The 17,804-nt window shown below is 33.9% G+C and carries 21 protein-coding genes and 1 pseudogene; 19 read left to right on the top strand and 3 right to left on the bottom strand.

Translation table 11 applies throughout. The features are described 5' to 3' along the window. The 3 genes from PSA_RS18600 to PSA_RS18590 form a co-directional block, all read right to left on the bottom strand. Window positions 1-373, bottom strand: a 373-nt coding sequence (locus tag PSA_RS18600) for a secondary thiamine-phosphate synthase enzyme YjbQ (protein WP_059364986.1), incomplete at its 3' end; no start/stop codon positions are given. Window positions 374-387: 14 nt separating this feature from the next. Beyond that, complete coding sequence (locus PSA_RS18595) at window positions 388-855, bottom strand: chemotaxis protein CheX (protein ID WP_042152151.1); 468 nt, start codon at window positions 853-855, stop codon at window positions 388-390. A gap of 140 nt (window positions 856-995) precedes the next feature. After that, window positions 996-1,445 carry a transcriptional repressor gene (locus tag PSA_RS18590; protein ID WP_042152154.1) on the bottom strand — a complete coding sequence of 150 codons (450 nt, stop codon included), beginning with the start codon at window positions 1,443-1,445 and terminating at the stop codon, window positions 996-998. A gap of 379 nt (window positions 1,446-1,824) precedes the next feature. Between PSA_RS18590 and PSA_RS18585 the strand changes: the two genes are divergently transcribed. From PSA_RS18585 to PSA_RS18495, 19 genes and pseudogenes are all read left to right on the top strand, one after another. Further along, complete coding sequence (locus PSA_RS18585; RefSeq protein WP_042152156.1) at window positions 1,825-2,091, top strand: hypothetical protein; 267 nt, start codon at window positions 1,825-1,827, stop codon at window positions 2,089-2,091. 12 nt (window positions 2,092-2,103) lie between these two features. Further along, the gene (locus PSA_RS18580) at window positions 2,104-2,670 is read left to right on the top strand and encodes a hypothetical protein (protein WP_042152158.1); all 567 of its coding nucleotides are present in this window, start codon (window positions 2,104-2,106) and stop codon (window positions 2,668-2,670) included. Window positions 2,671-2,857: 187 nt separating this feature from the next. Then, window positions 2,858-3,462 (top strand): annotated as a pseudogene (locus PSA_RS18575) (hypothetical protein). 247 nt (window positions 3,463-3,709) lie between these two features. Continuing rightward, window positions 3,710-4,687: a tRNA dihydrouridine(20/20a) synthase DusA gene (dusA, locus tag PSA_RS18570; RefSeq protein WP_082305777.1), complete on the top strand. Its 978-nt coding sequence runs from the start codon at window positions 3,710-3,712 to the stop codon at window positions 4,685-4,687. A 270-nt stretch (window positions 4,688-4,957) separates the two neighbouring features. Next, window positions 4,958-5,245 (top strand): hypothetical protein, encoded by a 288-nt coding sequence (locus tag PSA_RS18565; RefSeq protein WP_042152162.1) that lies wholly within the window; start codon window positions 4,958-4,960, stop codon window positions 5,243-5,245. 917 nt (window positions 5,246-6,162) lie between these two features. Next, the gene (gene pspA / locus PSA_RS18560; RefSeq protein ID WP_042152165.1) at window positions 6,163-6,822 is read left to right on the top strand and encodes a phage shock protein PspA; all 660 of its coding nucleotides are present in this window, start codon (window positions 6,163-6,165) and stop codon (window positions 6,820-6,822) included. 22 nt (window positions 6,823-6,844) lie between these two features. Then, window positions 6,845-7,048, top strand: coding sequence for a PspC domain-containing protein (locus tag PSA_RS18555; protein WP_042152168.1), 204 nt, complete (start codon window positions 6,845-6,847; stop codon window positions 7,046-7,048). Window positions 7,049-7,101: 53 nt separating this feature from the next. Continuing rightward, entirely contained in the window at window positions 7,102-7,443 is a 342-nt protein-coding gene (locus tag PSA_RS18550; protein ID WP_042152170.1) for a hypothetical protein, read from the top strand. 97 nt (window positions 7,444-7,540) lie between these two features. Then, complete coding sequence (locus tag PSA_RS18545; RefSeq protein WP_052380241.1) at window positions 7,541-7,990, top strand: copper chaperone PCu(A)C; 450 nt, start codon at window positions 7,541-7,543, stop codon at window positions 7,988-7,990. Between the two features lie 9 nt (window positions 7,991-7,999). Continuing rightward, entirely contained in the window at window positions 8,000-8,986 is a 987-nt protein-coding gene (locus tag PSA_RS18540; RefSeq protein ID WP_042152172.1) for a DUF2333 family protein, read from the top strand. A 3-nt stretch (window positions 8,987-8,989) separates the two neighbouring features. Continuing rightward, window positions 8,990-9,751 (top strand): TIGR04219 family outer membrane beta-barrel protein, encoded by a 762-nt coding sequence (locus tag PSA_RS18535; RefSeq protein WP_042152175.1) that lies wholly within the window; start codon window positions 8,990-8,992, stop codon window positions 9,749-9,751. 156 nt (window positions 9,752-9,907) lie between these two features. Then, window positions 9,908-11,263: an EAL domain-containing protein gene (locus PSA_RS18530; RefSeq protein ID WP_042152178.1), complete on the top strand. Its 1,356-nt coding sequence runs from the start codon at window positions 9,908-9,910 to the stop codon at window positions 11,261-11,263. 268 nt (window positions 11,264-11,531) lie between these two features. After that, window positions 11,532-12,476 carry a hypothetical protein gene (locus tag PSA_RS18525; RefSeq protein ID WP_127924239.1) on the top strand — a complete coding sequence of 315 codons (945 nt, stop codon included), beginning with the start codon at window positions 11,532-11,534 and terminating at the stop codon, window positions 12,474-12,476. Next, window positions 12,460-13,059 carry a PilN domain-containing protein gene (locus PSA_RS18520; protein WP_042152184.1) on the top strand — a complete coding sequence of 200 codons (600 nt, stop codon included), beginning with the start codon at window positions 12,460-12,462 and terminating at the stop codon, window positions 13,057-13,059. The genes PSA_RS18525 and PSA_RS18520 overlap by 17 nt, the downstream gene beginning before the upstream one ends. Continuing rightward, on the top strand, window positions 13,056-13,745 hold the full coding sequence (gene gspM / locus PSA_RS18515; RefSeq protein ID WP_042152187.1) for a type II secretion system protein GspM: 690 nt from the start codon (window positions 13,056-13,058) through the stop codon (window positions 13,743-13,745). Before PSA_RS18520 ends, gspM begins: the two co-directional genes overlap by 4 nt. Continuing rightward, on the top strand, window positions 13,723-14,088 hold the full coding sequence (locus PSA_RS18510) for a hypothetical protein (RefSeq protein WP_052380242.1): 366 nt from the start codon (window positions 13,723-13,725) through the stop codon (window positions 14,086-14,088). The genes gspM and PSA_RS18510 overlap by 23 nt, the downstream gene beginning before the upstream one ends. Further along, window positions 14,072-15,751 carry a pilus (MSHA type) biogenesis protein MshL gene (mshL, locus tag PSA_RS18505; RefSeq protein ID WP_042152188.1) on the top strand — a complete coding sequence of 560 codons (1,680 nt, stop codon included), beginning with the start codon at window positions 14,072-14,074 and terminating at the stop codon, window positions 15,749-15,751. Before PSA_RS18510 ends, mshL begins: the two co-directional genes overlap by 17 nt. Beyond that, window positions 15,752-16,678 (top strand): ExeA family protein, encoded by a 927-nt coding sequence (locus PSA_RS18500; RefSeq protein ID WP_042152191.1) that lies wholly within the window; start codon window positions 15,752-15,754, stop codon window positions 16,676-16,678. After that, complete coding sequence (locus PSA_RS18495) at window positions 16,675-17,778, top strand: tetratricopeptide repeat protein (protein ID WP_042152194.1); 1,104 nt, start codon at window positions 16,675-16,677, stop codon at window positions 17,776-17,778. Before PSA_RS18500 ends, PSA_RS18495 begins: the two co-directional genes overlap by 4 nt. Window positions 17,779-17,804: the final 26 nt, after the last annotated feature.

The raw sequence follows: 17,804 nt of genomic DNA, 5'->3' as shown, positions 1-17,804 counted from the left end.
TATGCTCACCTAAATAAATTCCTTGCCAAGTACCTAAGCTCAATTGACCATTTGAAATAGGAATAGATAGGCTATTCCCTAACGTGCTAGCTTTAATATGTGCAGGCATGTCGTCATCACCTTCATAATCATGTAAGTAGTAGCTTTGTTGTTCAGGAATAAAGTGATTGAAATGACTTTCCATATCTATTCTAACGGTTGGATCGGCATTTTCATTAATGGTGAGACTTGCGGAGGTGTGCTGAATAAAAATATGGGCTAAGCCAATATGGTATTTACTCAGTTGAGGCAATGCGTGCTCTATTTCATTAGTGATTAAATGAAAGCCACGAGAACGTGGCTTTAATGTAATTGTTTTTTGAAACCAGCTCATTACTATAAGTTCAGTTATAGTTTATCGAAACAGACTTCAATATGAGCAGCGCCTGCATCACAGGAAAATGGCATTAATACTTTAGGACCATCACATTTATGAGTGATAGTATGGCCTTTACCTGATACAACTACGGGTGTCGCCATATCAAACTCATAGCCTTTTTCACCTAAAAGGTTTTTAGCACCGCCTGCAACCATATTAGTAATTTCACCAACCATATCGGTGACTTCTTCATTAATGTCATCAGGTCGCTCGCCTAACATACGTTCCATTATGGTTAATGATAGTTCTTCATCAAAAGAGATAGATAAAGAACCTTTGGTTTGTGGGCCCACCATGCCAATTAAACCTGATACATCGCCTTTTGCGACTTCCGATTTTTTCATCATAGGTTTACCTGGCTTTAATTGTGTTTGAGCCATGGTGCTTAATACGTTCATAAGAGATGATAAAAAAGGGTTGATGAATTCTACATTCATTATACAAATCCAATTGTTATTTCAAACGAAGGCTTAATGCCTTTCCTAATTACTAATTCAAGTGCTTTTAGTCTTAAATTGCAAACTATTTTATTAAGTCATTTTAATTTAAATTAAGCTTAAATCATTAAAGTTTACTTTTAATTACACTTTTGACAAAGACCATGTGCTTCAATTGTTTGTCTAGATACTGTAAAACCAAGCTCTTGCGCTTGATTATTAAGCTCATGCGATATAATTGTTGAGTGTAACTCATTAACATTACCACAATTATCGCAAATGAGTAACTGCACAGGGTGTGTATGGTCAAAATGGTGGCATAACATAAATGAGTTTGTGCTTTCTATTTTATGAATAAAGCCCATTTCAGATAAAAAATCCAAAGCACGGTATATTGTAGCTGGTTTGGCGTTTGGCTCAGTGACTTTTAATTGCTCTAGTAAATCATAAGCACCAACACCGCTATCTGTTTCGGCTAACAATCCAAAAACTTTTTCACGTATTGTTGTAAATCGCGTACCTTTGCTTTCACATACATCTTTCGCTTTTTGGATTAGTGCGCTTTGTTCTATTTGACAGTCTATTTTCATGCATTTATATCCTTATACCAACCAGATTATCGCTATATTGGTATTTATTAATGATTTTATTCTATACCAATGTAGCGTGAAAATCTGCTTAATATATGTACCATAATACGTAAGAGCTCTTATTTTCACTTTAAGTTTAACAATTTAAATGTATTTGCTTAATTTTTGCTTTTATAACTCGCAATTTTGAGTTCATTAACCTTTGATCTCAAGGCCATACAATAGCACTTATAAAATACAACTTATTTATTAATTTGAAAAAAATAAATAACAATGTTTTCCCAATATAGAATTACCATAGCTGTCTATTATTTATAACAAGTGGCATAAGTTATTACAGAAAACCTTTGTATTTTAAATAAAAGTCAAGGAGTAAGTTATGAATGTTACAGGAACAAAAGTAAATGATTATCAGGCAATAAATTCACTCAACTCGCAAGACATGAGCTCTTCTAAAGAGGGGGGAAATACTCAAACTAAAGCCACCTTAGAGTCAGATGTTGTAAGTTTTAGCATGGATGGGCTCAGGAAGTTAGCACTTGATAGTGTGATACTTGAACCGAATGGTTCAGGAGGAGGTGACGGTATTGAACCTCCTAAAACTCTAGGTTCAGGAGGAGGTGATGGTATTGAGCCCCCTAAATAAAGGCGCTCTTCAATGATAGGTATTGATATCGCACTTAAGACTTTAGGGGTCTTGATCATTAAATTTGAAGCGCTTTCGTTTACAATGATTTTGCTCTTATTTATGCGTGAAATAATTCCTTTAATATTTGGCGAAAAAAATAAAGATGAAAGTAATCATATTTTACTTTCTAGTTTTCTAAGTGCGCTCACAGTTTTCATTTTTCATTTTATGACTTCTGAAGTCAGAGATTTTACGTTCTCATTTGAAGTGGAAAAAATGAAACTTAGAAAGCTGTTTTATTTATCTATGTTTATGATGGAGCTTTTATTTGTTATTGCTTTATTTTATGTGCATAGAATTAAGAAATGTCCGTTTTATTTCGTCGCCCATTTTTGTTTTATGACATCGAGTATTATGTGTTTGATACAGCTTATTCAACTGTATTTAAGAGGTTTTCTTGACCTTGATTCTTTTGTGCCATATTACAAATTAACCGTTGTTAGTATTAATTTACTTGTTTTGGTTGTCATAAGTATTTATCCAATACATTCCCTTTATAAGTTATTCAATATATATAACCCATTTTATAAAAAATAATCCACTTCGTAATAATTATTAACAAGGTAAGTTCAAATCTTGTATTAACTATATCAACTGAGAATACAAGTAGCCGCATCTTAATAGCATACTAACTTAAGTTATTAGTAAGTGCCTGTAATGATATGCCAATATGTCGTTCACTTTAATTAAGCTTAGAACTCAGCCAATAAAAAATATAATAAAAATGATTTCAACTACGCTAGCTTTAGCCGCAGCTACGAGCGCAACAGCCAAAGAAACACCGATCATTTTAGAGGTTCCTTTCGTTTCAATCGCCAGCCAAGATGCTTACTTTAATAATTTAAAAGCCCATTGCGGTAAAGCCTATGAAGGCAAGCTAGTTGCAGATAGCGCAAACAGTGATTCTTTTGCAAATAAAAAATTGGTGATGCATGTAAGAAAGTGTTCAGTTCGAGAATTACAGATCCCATTCCACGTGGGTAACGATGCTTCAAGAACTTGGATTTTAACCAAAACAGGTTCGGGTATTTCATTAAAGCACGATGATAGACTAAAAGATGGCTCATATGATGATGTCACTATGTATGGAGGTCACACGGTTGATGCGGGTTTTGCGCTGGCGCAGTTTTTCCCTGCGGATCAATATTAAAAAGAAGATTTTATCCGACGTAAAATTCCACAATCTACTCATAACATTTGGGAAATGCATATTTACCCAAAAAGATTTACCTATAGATTAGTTAGGCAAGGAAAGTTATTTCGTGTTGATTTTGACTTAACTAAACCAATTACACCACCGGCAGCCCTTGGGGTTATTCAGATAAATAAAACATTCGAGGCCGCTAAATTAAAGTGGCCTTTATGAATTATAAATAAGTAAACTTTCTTATTGGCAGGCTTTACAACTTCTATGATAAAATACGCCATTATTTTTATCCGTCACCTAATGCAATTAAGAACAGTTTTATGGTTCATATTTGTGGTCCCGTGTGATGGTTAAATTAACAATTTTGAAGTTGAGCGGTTGCTAGGCCTTAGCCAGCTAAGCCCAGTAAATATAAGGCCTAGATAGAATATGAACAACAAACCTGTTAACCGTAGATTTTCAATTGCACCTATGCTCGATTGGACTGACCGTCATTGCCGTACTTTTCATCGCCAGTTAACTAAAAATACTGTTTTATATACAGAAATGGTCACGACTGGTGCTATTTTATTTGGCCGAGGGGATTATTTACATTTTAATCATCATGAACAACCTGTTGCTTTGCAGTTAGGGGGCTCAGATCCTGAAGCTTTAGCTAAGTGTGCAAAGTTAGCACAAGAACGCGGTTATAATGAAATAAACTTAAATGTAGGTTGTCCATCTGATCGTGTGCAAAATGGACGTTTTGGCGCATGTTTAATGGCTGAACCGACTTTGGTTGCTGATTGTGTTTCAGCAATGAAAGCACAAGTGGATATTCCTGTTACTTTAAAAACACGTATTGGAATAGACGAGCAGGATTCCTATGAGTTTTTATGTGACTTTATAGATACCACACATAAAGTGGGTTGTGATGACTATATTATTCATGCACGAAAAGCATGGTTAAGTGGTTTGAGTCCTAAAGAAAATAGAGAAGTACCACCACTTGATTACGAACGCGTTTATCAGCTTAAAAAAGATTATCCTCATTTAGATATTAGTATTAATGGCGGAGTTAAAACTTTGAGTGAGTCTATTGCGCATTTAGATAAACTTGATGGTGTGATGATGGGGCGTGAAGCATATGCAAACCCGTTTATATTGGCGCAAGTTGATCAGCTTATTTATGGTGATGAAACTGTTAACCCGATTACACGTCATCAGGTTGTACGTAATATGTATGACTACATTGAAGATGAAATGACTAAAGGCGCGAATTTTTGGCATGTGGCGCGTCATATGTTGGGCATGTTTCAAGGGTTACCTGGTGCACGTTCATACCGCCGTCATTTATCTGAAAATGGTCATGGTAAACAAGCTGATATTAATACAATGGAAAAAGCATTATCATTTGTGCCGGAATAACTGCACTTTAGATATTATAAAATGTAAGAAATAGTGTCTTGATTTCGGGATTTAGATTCCCGAAATCGGAATCACATTAAAGATAAATTTATAATTTTATCGTCAAACTCACCAATTATTTCGTTAAATTCACCACTTTATAAGTCTTTTATTTTAAAATCCCTTTACAATCAACTGCTTGCATCTTTCCTTTATAGTTGGCACATACCTTGTAATACCTAATGTAACTTTAAAACAAAATCGACATTATTTAATTTCAAGGAGAATAAAATGTCACAGTTTACTCAAAAAGTTGCAGTAGGTATTTTTACTATTTTAGGTGTATCAGCATCAGTTAGCGCAGAACAAGTAAATTTTAAAACTATGATGGATCATATTGTTTTATCTCAAGTTAATGAAGCAAAACTTCAAATAGAAAAAGAGACTTATAGAAGCATTAGTAAATATTTGAATGAATTTAATAATGAAATTCGACCAAATCGCGTGATTATCAGAGATTTAAAAGCCCAATCTCATACGAAAAAAAAGTCTATCATTATCAAACAATTAACTAAGTAGGGATGTTGCTATGATTCAATCATCATTATTGTTCAGCATATTACTTACACCTGTAGCAAGTTTATTAGTAACGTTTATGGGGATTCAGTTAAGTAAAAGAGCGCCAAATTTAATGCAATTGTGTTTTGACAGGAGATAAGTTTAACCTAAGTCACTCAGGTTAGATTTATCAATGTTTTAGTGTTTTTCCATTCATCATTTATATTAACCATTCATCACTTTATGAAATAATTTAAAAATAATTACGTTATTTTACGGTTTCTTCTTTATAGATAACATAAAATTAGGTGGCTCCAATGTTCGATTTATTTCCGCTTTTAACATTATTCTTAATTCCAGTATTAAGCATGGCTGCAACCTATATAGGTGTTAACTTATTTCAAAAGCTGCCTTATTACTCACAACTGTAATAGTCTGAAATCGTTGCCTTAAACAATGTCGACTTTATTTAAGTGATTACATGTATGAGATCTTAATACTTATATACTTTGCAAAAATCATAAATATTCATTCTGTTTTTTTATCCAGCAAAATTAATCTTCAAAAATTCATATTACTCCTCGAAAAACAAACATCTTGAATAATATTTTCGAACCTCGAACCTCGAACCTCGAACCTCGAACCTCGAACCTCGAACCTCGAACCTCGAACCTCGAACCTCGAACCTCTAACCTAAAAATGACTATAAATTCTCCTTCAAATCAGTTGGTCAATTAGACTATTTGTAGTGGTTAAATTAACCAAAATTTATACTGGCTAGAATACTTTAGCATTGTTAATTACTAAATATTTTTAAGTATTTGTTTTATCTTGTTGTTTTTATAGTGTTTTATTTTTTATAACTTAGTTGGCACAGCACTTGTAATAGTTAAATATATAAATTTAAAAATAAATATTAATCAACAAGGAGAAAGGTTATGGGAGTATTTACTCGTTTAACAGATATTATTCAATCAAATGTTTTATCAGCATTAGATAAAGCTGAAGACCCTGAAAAGCTAGTGCGCCTAATGATACAAGAAATGGAAGAAACATTAGTCGAAGTTAGAAGTACGCAGGCAGGATTTTTAGGAGATAAAAAAACGCTTAATAGAGAGTTGAGTTCAGTTAATCAATCAATTGACTTCTGGCAGGAAAAAGCTGAACTCGCACTGGAAAAACAACGAGATGATTTAGCAAAATCAGCTTTAATCGAAAAAAGTAAAGGAGCTAAAGCAGTCGAGAGTTTAACGCTTGAATTGGCAAAGGTTGATGATGCTTTAAATAAATTAAAAGAAGATGTGGATAATTTACAAGCCAAGTTAGATCAAGCAAAAGCAAAGCAAGCAAGCATTATGAAAAGGGAAGAAACCGTTACTTCGCTATTAAGAGTTAAAACACAGCTTCATAGCGAACAAATAAATAAAGCGTTTGAGCGTTTTGAATCTGTAGAGCGAAAAGTTGATGAGATTGAAGCAAAAGTTGAATCTTATGATTTAGGAAAAGCATGCAGTTTACAGCAACAATTTGAAGAGCTTGAAAAAAATGATGAAATAGAAGCTCAGTTAGCTGAACTGAAAAAGAAAGTTGCAGTTTAGTTTATAAATATAGGGGGAAGTTATGCGTAAATATCGAAATACAAGTTCATTTTATAAAGATAAGTTAAATAAAAAAATATCTGGTGTATGTGCTGGGTTAGCTAAAAGTAATGACTTTCCTGTTTGGGGTGTACGTTTAGCGACATTACTTTTATTTTTCATGTTTCCTGTTGCAGTTTTAATTGGATACTTTGTTGGTGCGATGGTTTTACCAGAGCGTTATTAGCCTTTTTCAATTTGATAGCCCCAAATCGAAATGAGATGGGGTTAGGAGCTTTTATGAAAACACTGATAATTATTGGCTTGATATGTTTTTTATACATGTGTGGGTTTTTCCACTTTGAGCATTTTCATATCCACTGGCCATTTAACTTTCAATTAGATGATTTATGGTTTGAACCTATCGCAACAGTGCTTTTTGTTGTTTTTGCAATTTGTGCCGTGATCGCGGTATGTGTATTTTTAGCTGTAGGTATTGCAGGTATTATTGGAGCGAGTTTGTTAGTTGTTGCGGGTGCGTTACTTTTTAGTGGCGTTGCTGTTTTATGGCCATTTTTATTAATCGGCTTAGTAATTTGGCTACTTATTGGAGAAAAACAGCCTGCTTCAGCACGTTATTAACGAAAAACTCATTAATACAAATTAATACAATGAGATAAGTGCGCCAAAGCATATGATGAGGTAAAATAAATATTCATTAGATAAATTGGGTACATTTATGAAGTGTTTAGTATTTATTTTTGCTTTTTTTATTTTAAATATCAGTATCGCTAAGGCGCATACAAATATAATCGATGCGCAAGTTCGTGCATTTATACCTGGCGCTAGCAACAGCGTCGCTTATTTTAATTTAGATAATGATACTAAAGATACGCGCACACTTGTCTCTGCTGAAGTTGCAGGTATACAAAGGGTTGAAATTCATCAACATGAATTTATTGATGGCATGATGAAAATGAGCCAGTTAAATACACTTGATATAAAACCTTATAGCCAAGTGCAATTTCGTCCAGGTGGACTACATTTGATGTTATTCAAGCCCGTTCACCTTCCAAAACCCGGAAAGAAAATCAAATTAACACTTCACTTTACAAAAGGTGAACCTATTTCTATTCTTGCCGATGTTGTAAAGATCGGTGAAGAAAAACAAAACCATAGCCATCATTAAGGAAGTTATATGTTAGAGCATAAAGGCAAAATAGCGGCTGGGCTATTAGGTGTATTATTAATTAATTATTTTATTGCTGTGTATTGGAGCTTTGAGCCCGCTGTTTTTAATGTCAAACAGCATGCGCAGCAGCAAGCAAATGAAAAAAATCAAAAATTAGTTGTAGGTTATGTCACGACTTCAACCTTAATTGAAGTCGCTAATACATTATTAGATAAACCTGGTGGTTATTTATCAAATGATATGATGCCACCTTCGGTGGTGATGGATAATATACCGGCTTGGGAATACGGTGCATTGGAAATGACACGAGACTTAGCGTTATCTATGCGTAAAGACTTTAGTCGTTCCCAGTCTCAATCAACAGAGCATGCAGCACTTAAAAAAGCGCAGCCACAATTTAATATTAGCTCTACGGCTTGGGCATGGCCAAGTGCTGAATCTGAATATAAAAAAGGTATAGATTTTTTAATTCAATATCGTGATGGCATTGCAGATGAAACTGTTAATTCAAGCCAGTTTTATGCGCGTGCGGATAATTTAAGGGAATGGTTAAAAGAGTCAGAAAAGAGATTAGGAAGTTTAAGCCAAAGATTAAGCGCCAGTGTCGGTCAAGATCGTATTAATACGGATTTAGCAGGTGATAGTGCAGCACAGCAAGCAACATATAGCCCAAAACAAAGCCAAATAAAAACATCTTGGTGGCAGATTGATGATGTATTTTATGAAGCGCGAGGTGCATCATGGGCATTGCTGCATTTTTTAAAAGCGGCTGAATTTGATTTTTCTGATGTATTAGAGAAAAAGAATGCTAAAATCAGTTTACAACAAATAATCAGAGAGTTAGAAGCGACTCAGGATACAGTTTGGAGTCCTATGATTCTTAATGGTAGTGGTTTTGGAATTGGAGCTAATCACTCTTTAGTGATGGCGAATTATATTTCCAGAGCTAATGCCGCTTTAATTGAACTTTCAGAACTTTTATCACAGGGATAAATTATGAAAAAGCACTTGTTAGCAGCTTTAGTTGCAACTGGTTTAACAGCACCTCTTGTACAAGCTGATACTATTTTAGGTGTTTATGCAGGTATTGAAGGCTGGCAGTCTCAAACAACAGGTAGTTTTGCTCAAGGAAATAATCTTGAAACTTTTGATTTTGAGGATGACACACTAACCAGTTTTTATGTTGCGCTTGAGCATCCAATCCCTTTAGTGCCAAATATTAAAATTAAACATAATGAACTTGAAGTTGTAGGTTCTACAACTTTAACTGAAGGGTTTAAGTTTGGTGATACCGTTTTCCAAGTAAATTCAGAAGCTGGTACTGTTTCAGATTTATCACATAATGATTATGTTTTATATTATGAAATTTTTGATAATGACTTACTTTCAATTGATTTAGGTTTTAATATTAAAGATATAGACGGTAGTATTTCAGTTTCAGGTACTGATGGTGTAGCCACCATAACTGAAGAGGAAAGTTTTTCTGCTTACGTGCCATTAGGTTATGCTGCTGCTGAAGTGGGTATCCCTATGACTGACTTTAGTGTATTTTTTGAAGGTAGTTTATTAGCAATTGACGATAGTGAAATTCAAGACTTTCAAGTAGGTGTTGCTTGGGAAGTGATTGATAATATGGCTGTAGATGTTGCAGTTAAATTTGGTTACCGTTCATTAGTGATCGAACTTGATGATGTTGATGATATTTCAACAGATCTAGACGTTAAAGGCCCATTTATGGGTGTGCAAGTGCATTTCTAAAATCATATTTTTAGCTATTTAAATGAGCTTAATTAAAAGCCTGCTTTATGCAGGTTTTTTTTGTGATTAAAATTTAAAACTTATTATTGCCTGGCTTGAATTCCCCTGATTGTTGAACAACACTTATGTTATTGCATCAATCATTGAAAGTATCTCATGGCAAAGTTATTTGAATTTATTATAAAGTTTTATGATTTGTTATTTTTTAAATTTCTTTCTAAAACTGTAAAACAAAAAAAACATCCTCTGAAAGTGTTTGAAAAAAAAATACAAGGTCCCGTATCCGAGTCTAAATTAACAGTTTCTTTATTAGGTGCACAGCAAGCTAATATTCAGAGTCTTGACTCAAAAAATAAAAAAATATTTTCTATTATTGAGGTATCTCAAATAGAAATCACACATGCTTTTTTTTCAATACTTAAAACACAATTACTTAAACAGTTTTCAAAGGTGAATAATGTCTCCATTAAAAAACTCAATACAGTCAGTTTTACATTAACCTTAAATAAAGCACCTTCTCATAGCGAGGCGCTATTTATACAAAGATTACATGAAGTGATATTACAGTGCATCTCATTAGCAGGTAAAAATAAACCGCACGATTTAATCAAAAACTTAAAAATGGGTGTATGCGATTTTAATGCGGGAGCCAATCAATTGATGGTTTATCAACTGGCACAGTCAGCACTGATGATCAGCAAAACTAGCGAGTGGTTATCTTATTATCGTTATTCATATAATCATACTCAAACTCAGTTACTTGCCTTAATATCTACTGATATCTCAGACTATATTGCAAAAAAACGCTATATATTATTGTTTCAGCCTGTTTTTTCAATTTTTAATGGCGATATTTTACAGCATGAAGCATTAATCAGAATTAGACACGAAACCTTAGGTTTACTGAATGCATCGCAGCTGCTACCAAACGTAAATTCAAAAAAGCAAATGTTGTTACTAGATAAAGCGATTGTAACGCAAGCGATGAATGTGATTAATTCTGAGGCCAGTTATCAACATGTCAGCATAAATTTATATCAATCAAGCTGGTTAGATATGAGTTTTTTTCAGTGGTTTTCTGATGTTTTACTGCGTTCACAGCGCCGTAAAAATATTATTTTAGAACTTTCTGAAACAGACTTAATCAACAAAGAAATACAATTGCAGGAAGCTTTATATTTATTAACACAGCATGATATTTCGATTATTTTAGATAAAGTCGAGGGTGCTATTTTAGATAAAAAAATAACTCCGGAGCTATTTGTTAAATATAACATTAAGTCATTTAAGTTGAGTTATAATTTAGTGCACAATATAAACTTTGATATCAATAAACAGAAAAAAGTTAAGGAAATAATAGGGTTTGCAAAAAAGAGTTTATTGCCTGTTTTTGCCGTTGGTATTGAGCAAAAATTGGAGTTAGATGTATTAAAAATCTTAGGCGTCGTTGGTGCGCAAGGACATTATTTTAGTGAACCTTTACAGGAGTTAAGTGAGTTTTCTAAAGCCTAAAATTAAAAGTTTTATATTAAATAAAGATACTTAAAATGTAACTGTTACATTTTCAATGCGATTACTTGTAATTATTTAATATTAATTTGAATTTTATCTCGTAAATATCCTCTTCATAAATGTGTTCTATAACAGTTTCTGTTAGTATGAAATTTATTTTGAAAATTCTCCATATTTAAACTACTTGCTATCTTTTAGTAATAATTGATAATTTACGTTATTGGGTATCTAAACTGAGTCATGTTATTTGAGTGATAATAAAAAATATATGATAAAAAACCTTCTTTCACGTTTGCCTTTTTTAAATAAAGGTAAAGGTTACACTAATTATATTGGTCTTGTAGTTCAGCTAGATAAAGTCATAGCTGTTAACTTAGCGTTTAAACAAGAGCAGTGGTTAATGGTAGCTCATAAAACAGTTTCGTATACTAATGACTCGCAATTGTCAGAATCAATTACGCACTGTATTGACGAACTTGATGTAGAATGTGCCCAAGTAGCGATTGTTTTACCCTCTCACTTATATCAAATAGTGCAAATGGATAAACCGAGCCTATCTATTGAAGAAATAAAACAATCACTGCCTTGGACTGTTAAAGATTTAGTGACAATTCCGGCTGAAAGCATTATTGCAGATTTTATAGAAAACCCTATTAAACAAGCAGGACAAGAAAAAATATCTGTTTTTGCTGCCAATAAAACATTATTAATGCCTATCATCAAAGCAGTTCACAAAAGCAAAGCAGAATTGGAGCTAATCACCTGTGAAGAGCTTGTATTAACAAATTTATTAGCGGTAGATACTTCAGCACATTTAATTGTGTATCAAGACGCTGGACTGGAACCTAGTATTCAAATAGTAAGAGATGGTTGCTTACTATTTTCGCGACGTTTAAGAGGTTTTTCTCGCTTGCCAACAATGTCTATAGAAGATTTATCTATGGGGTTATTGGACTCTTTTAGTTTAGAGCTGCAACGTTCCATTGATTTTTTTGAATCTCAGTTAAAGCAACCACCATTAAAATCACTGCAACTATATTTACCAAGTGACCACTTGGATCAAATAGTAGAGCAGTTAAAAGTACACTTTCCGGTTAAGGTTACAACATTGCAAAGACATTTAGCCTGTTGTGCTGGGCAAGATGAGTCATTACACTTTGCAATTAGTGCTGCAATTGAGATGATAGGAGGCGAAAATGAAGCAACGCATTAATCTCTATTTATCTGAATTAAGACCAGTTAAAGACCCATTAAGCTTAAATAACATCGCATTATCTTGGGCTATCGTACTCGTACTTTGTATCGGATATATGAGTATATTAATATATGTTAATAAAGACTTAACTCAGGAATTAACTCAATTAAAACGCAAGCTTACGCAACAAACTGCGCAAGTTAACGAGTTACAGGCTGCGCTTGCAGTTAAACAAGACAAAACTTTTTTATCTCAGCAATTAAATAAACTTAAGAAAGAGTATCAACATAAAGAAATGATGCTTAAGTATATTTCAGAAAAAAATAATGAAGATAAAATTAGCTATGCGGATGTTATGTCTGATTTAGCGCAGTTTCATCATTCAGATGTATGGTTAACTCAGTTTGAATTTATGAATCATGAAATTGAGCTTAAAGGTTTAACTCAGTCACCTTCAAAATTACCATATTGGTTTGATGGGCTTAAACAATCTGATTTCTTTTCAGGGAAATCATTTTCTGTTTTAGAATTTACCCATGTAGACGAGCAGTCAAAAATTGAGTTTCGTGTCGCTACCGCTAAAAAAGGTGATAACTCATGAAGCAACAATGGGAAATGTATTGTGAAAAAGTATCACAATTACAAATTCGCGAAAAGTATATGCTGCTTGGCATAGGGCTATTTTTAATATTGTATTTAATAGTGTGGTTTATTATTACACCTTTACATGATGAAATAGCTAAAAGTAAAAAACACATTAAGCAAAATCATCAATCATTAGCGCAAGCTAAAACTAAAATTGATATGTTTAACCATGCTTTAACACAAGACTATACTTTGCAGTTGCGTAAAGAGTTAGAACAAGCAAAATTAGAGCTTAAAAATATAGATCAAGATTTATCTCAATTTAGCCAGGGATTCATACCGCCATATAAAATGGCTCAGGTGCTAAAACAGCTACTTAAGGTTAATCAATCTTTGCAGTTAAAATCTTTTGGTTTAGAGGCTGTTAAGCCAATAGTGATAGGGCAAGCAGCTAAAGAAGGCAATGCTAAAAATAATAGCCAAACAAATCAAAATAAGGAAGTTGCTTTTTATGAGCATGGTATGTCTCTTACAATAGTAGGTGATTATTTTAGCTTATTAAATTATGTAAAAAGCCTAGGAAAAATAAAAGAAAAGCTTTTTATTAGTCAGTTCCAATATCAGGTTATGGAGTATCCTAAAGCGGAACTTAAATTGGTAATAGCAACAGTGAGTGCAGATGAGAAATTTATTGCACTTTAATTTAGTATTTTTAATAGTGATGACCTTATTCAGTACTATTAATGTAAATGCGAGCACAGTTAATTCTTTGCAATTAATTGATCCTACTCGCCCTAAATTAAGTGGAAATACAACAGGTTCAACAAGTGGTGAATCAGAAACTAATAAAAATTCTGAATTAAGACTTCAATCTTTAATTTTTAAAAATGGTCGATATAAAGCGATTATTTCTGGAAAACTTTATAAAGCGGGCGAGGCAGTAGGCGAATTTAATATAGCCAAAATAACGGCAAAAAAAGTTTACTTATCTCGAGGATCAGAACAACGTATATTAGAACTTTACTCTTATGAAATTAAACGTTAAAAAAATATATCAACTTAGTATTTTATCGCTAGCCATCAGTTTCATTGCCGGTTGTGAAATAACAGATAATAAAAGCGCAATACAACCTCATATTACAGGTGAGTTAACACCTAAAGAAGGTGATGCAAAAAACGTTGATGAAGATATTGTTCCTGATGCATTAGCACAAGAGTTATTAACTTCTGTAAGCTCAAATTTATTAATTCCAAAAGAATTGGAAATTAAACGTTTTGAAGTTGCGGCAAATGAAGTTGAAATCCGTGATTTTTTTGTCGGTCTTGTCGACGATACCCCTTATAGTGTTGCTGTTCACCCTGAAGTAAGCGGAAAAATAAGTCTAAATTTAAAAGATGTGAGCCTAGATGAAGTAATTAAAGTCATCATTCGCATGTATGAAATAGATGTTTTTCGTGAAGGTAAAGTAGTGCAAGTTTTACCTGCAAAAATGCGAACAGAATCAATTCCTGTAAACTACTTAATGATGAAGCGCTCGGGTAGTTCAAGTGTAAGTGTGGTCGCTGGTGGTGTTAGTCAGTTTGATCAAGGTGCAGGTAGTTCATCTAGCTCAGGTAATTTAAATAATAGCGTAAACAATCAAAATAGCTCAAGTGGCAATGGTTCTGGCGGGTCAGGTGGTGGTTCTCAGTTAAACGGCGCTAATATTCAAAGCTCTTCTAATACAGATTTTTGGGGTGAATTAAAAACAGCATTAGAATCTTTAGTTGGAAAAGATAAAGGCCGCTACGTGATAGTGAGTCCTCAAGCGAGTATGGTTACGGTTCATGCGTTGCCAAGTGAAATAGCAGCAATGAAAGATTTTTTAAATAAAAGCGAAGAAAGCCTGCAACGACAAGTCATATTAGAAGCAAAAGTAATCGAAGTGACACTTAAAGATGATTACCAGCAAGGAGTTAACTGGGAACAAGTAATAGGGCATATTGGCAGTACAGATATTACTTTTGGCACATCTGCTGTTGGTGCTGCTACAAATTCAATTGCTGCTGAACTTGGCGGTTCAACTAGTATTTCTTTTAAAAATACCGATTTTTCTGGTGTGATTAACTTACTTGAAACTCAGGGCGACGTGCAAATGCTATCTAACCCAAGAGTCACGGCAATTAACAATCAAAAAGCGGTGATTAAAGTGGGTCAAGATGAATATTTTGTAACTGAAGTATCAAGTACTACAGTGACAGGTAATTCAACTACCACAACGCCTGAAATTGAGTTAACACCATTTTTCACGGGTATTGCGCTTGATGTCACACCTCAAATAGATGTCAACGGTTCGGTTATTTTACATGTACATCCTTCGGTAACAGAAACTGCTGAGCAAAAGAAAGTGATCACACTCAATAACGAAGAATTCATATTACCATTAGCACAAAGTAATATTCGTGAGGCCGATACTATTATCAGAGCGGGCTCTGGTGAAATAGTAGTGATTGGTGGCTTAATGCAAACAGTGACAACAGATGAAGAATCTAAAACACCTTTATTAGGCGATTTGCCTGTATTGGGCAATTTATTCAAAAGTATTCGAAAACGCCAAGAGAAAAAAGAGTTAGTGATCTTAATTAAACCTACGGTCGTAATGGCTGACTCTTGGCAAAAACAGCAAAAGCGTTCAATGCAATTATTAAAAAGTTGGTATGCTAACTAAATGTATTTAAGTTTTTTTAACCTTAAAGAAATGCCATTTTCTTTAACGCCTAATACTGAGTTTTTTTGTGCGTTAGAGCCTCATAATGAAGCAATGCAGGTATTGTTTACTGCATTAAATATGGGCGAAGGCTTTATTAAAGTAACGGGCGAAGTTGGCACCGGAAAAACTTTATTGTGCCGTAAGTTGCTTAATAGTTTACCTAAAAATATGGTGAATATGGTTACAGCCTATTTACCCAATTCATATTTGAACCCTGAAGAGTTACGCTGGGCTTTTGCAAGTGAACTAGGTTTAGCGTTAGATGAGCAATTAGATCAGCAGGCATTGATACAAAAAATACAGCATAAATTGTTAGAGCTTCATAAAAATGGCCAAACGGTTGTGTTAATCATTGATGAAGCACAATGTTTAAGTTGGGATACATTAGAAGCCTTACGGCTATTTACTAACTTAGAAACCGAAAGTAAAAAGCTGCTACAAGTTGTGTTATTTGGTCAGCCTGAGCTTGATGAAAAGTTAGCAAATGAAAGGGTAAGACAATTACGTCAAAGAATTAGTTTTTCATATAATCTGCGTCCTATGAATGACTCTGAAGTTGTTCACTACATTCAACATAGGCTCATGGTAGCGGCTAAAGACTTAGCAGATAACAATAACTCACCCAAGCTTTTTTCAAATAACTTAGGATTGCAAATCGCAAAAGCCAGTAGAGGAATACCTAGATTAGTTAACTTATTATGCCATAAGGTATTACTGCAAGCTTTTGGCGAAGGTGCTCAAGAGTTAACGGCAAAACATATACAAGCAGCCATAAAAGATACTGAAGATTGTGCTGAGAATAATAATAACTATTGGTGGATTGGTAGTACGGCTTTGGTGTCGGCATTTGTTGCTGGTATTTGGATTTGGAGACAAGTTTTATGAGCGTAATAAATAAAATGCTCAAAGACATTGAGCATAGAGAGTCAAATGATGCGCTCTACTTAGATCCAACAGTAAAAGTAGAAAATGTTAGAAATAATACTCAGTTATTTCAACGTATAGGTCTAGTAGCAATGGCTGTAAGCATAGCCATTGGTGCATACTGGTTTATTCCGAGCAAACAGCAAGATGAGCCTGTTATAGCTGCACAGATTCAAAAAGTTGAACCGCAAAAAATAAGTCAAGCAGTTGATAAACAAAAAAAGAGTGTTGAATCTGATGATGCAGACTTAAAAAAAGTGAAAACATCGGCTTTAAAGGTAGCTCAAGAACGCATCAAAATACTTGAAGCTGATATTGCTAAAAAAGAAACTGAACAAACACTAAAACCTTTAGCTTCTTCAGAACAAGTTAAAGAGTCAATTAAAGAACCAGAACAGCAGACAATAGCGCTTGCAAAAGAAGTAATACCACCACCGACTATTATTAAAGATAAGCCAAAATCAGTAGCTAAAATCAGAAAAATTTCAACAAGAGAACGTGCTGAAAACTGGTTTACCCAAGGTAAAGAAGCGTTTCAATTTGGCTTAATTGAGGATGCGATTGCAGCTTTAGATAAAACCTTAATTTTAATACCATTACATATTGAAGCGCGTAGTTTACTTGCTGCAGCTTATTATGGCAGAGAGCAATCACAAGAAGCGGAATCTATATTAAGGCATGGTTTAAGTTTAAATCCTGATGTAATGCGCTGGCGTATTTTGTTAGCTAAAATATTAGTAGAGAAAGGGAGTTACCAATCGGTAGCACCTGTTTTATCGAAGCGATATGAAGTGAACGCCAATATTGATTTTTGGATTTTAAAAGGAACAGCTTCACAGCAATTAGGTGAGCATAAAGTGGCACAAAATTGCTTTGGTAAATTAACGCAGTTGGAGCCTGGTGAGGCAAAGTGGTGGTTAGCATTGGCAACATCAAATGATGCTTTAGGTAATTACCATAACGCTAAGCGTTTTTATTTAACAGCGATTGAGTTAGGTGGTTTATCTCCTAATGCACATAACCACGCAAAACAAAGACTTGCAAAAATTGGATTGTTATAATGTTGTTTTGTATCCCTAAAAATGAT

This window comes from Pseudoalteromonas sp. '520P1 No. 423' (genome assembly GCF_001269985.1).
Lineage (GTDB): Bacteria > Pseudomonadota > Gammaproteobacteria > Enterobacterales > Alteromonadaceae > Pseudoalteromonas.
The sequence above is the reverse complement of the archived record's forward strand: the minus strand, read 5'-3'. Positions and strand labels throughout refer to the sequence as shown.